Source organism: Monashia sp. HAY1-2A (assembly GCF_056755315.1).
Genome location: NZ_JBNDHY010000546.1, coordinates 1 through 256, shown reverse-complemented (window position 1 = coordinate 256; position 256 = coordinate 1). Strand labels below are relative to the sequence as shown.

1 protein-coding gene is annotated in these 256 nt (G+C 64.8%); it reads left to right on the top strand.

Annotated elements, in window-relative coordinates:
- Positions 1-256 (top strand): adenosylhomocysteinase (locus ACPYOM_RS23040; RefSeq protein WP_481347748.1); only part of this gene is annotated, 256 nt, incomplete at both ends.

Here is a 256-nt window from a genome sequence, read left to right as displayed (position 1 = left end):
ACCGAGGACGATCCCGAGGAATACGTCCACATCCTGGACCTCCTCCGCCGCACCCTCGCCGCCGACCCGCAGAAGTGGACCCGCCTGGCAGCACGCATCGAGGGCGTCACCGAGGAAACCACCACCGGTGTCCACCGCCTGTACCAGCTCGCCGAGCAGGGCAAACTGCTGTTCCCGGCCATCAACGTCAACGACTCCGTCACCAAGAGCAAATTCGACAACAAGTACGGCATCCGCCACTCGCTCCCGGACGGCA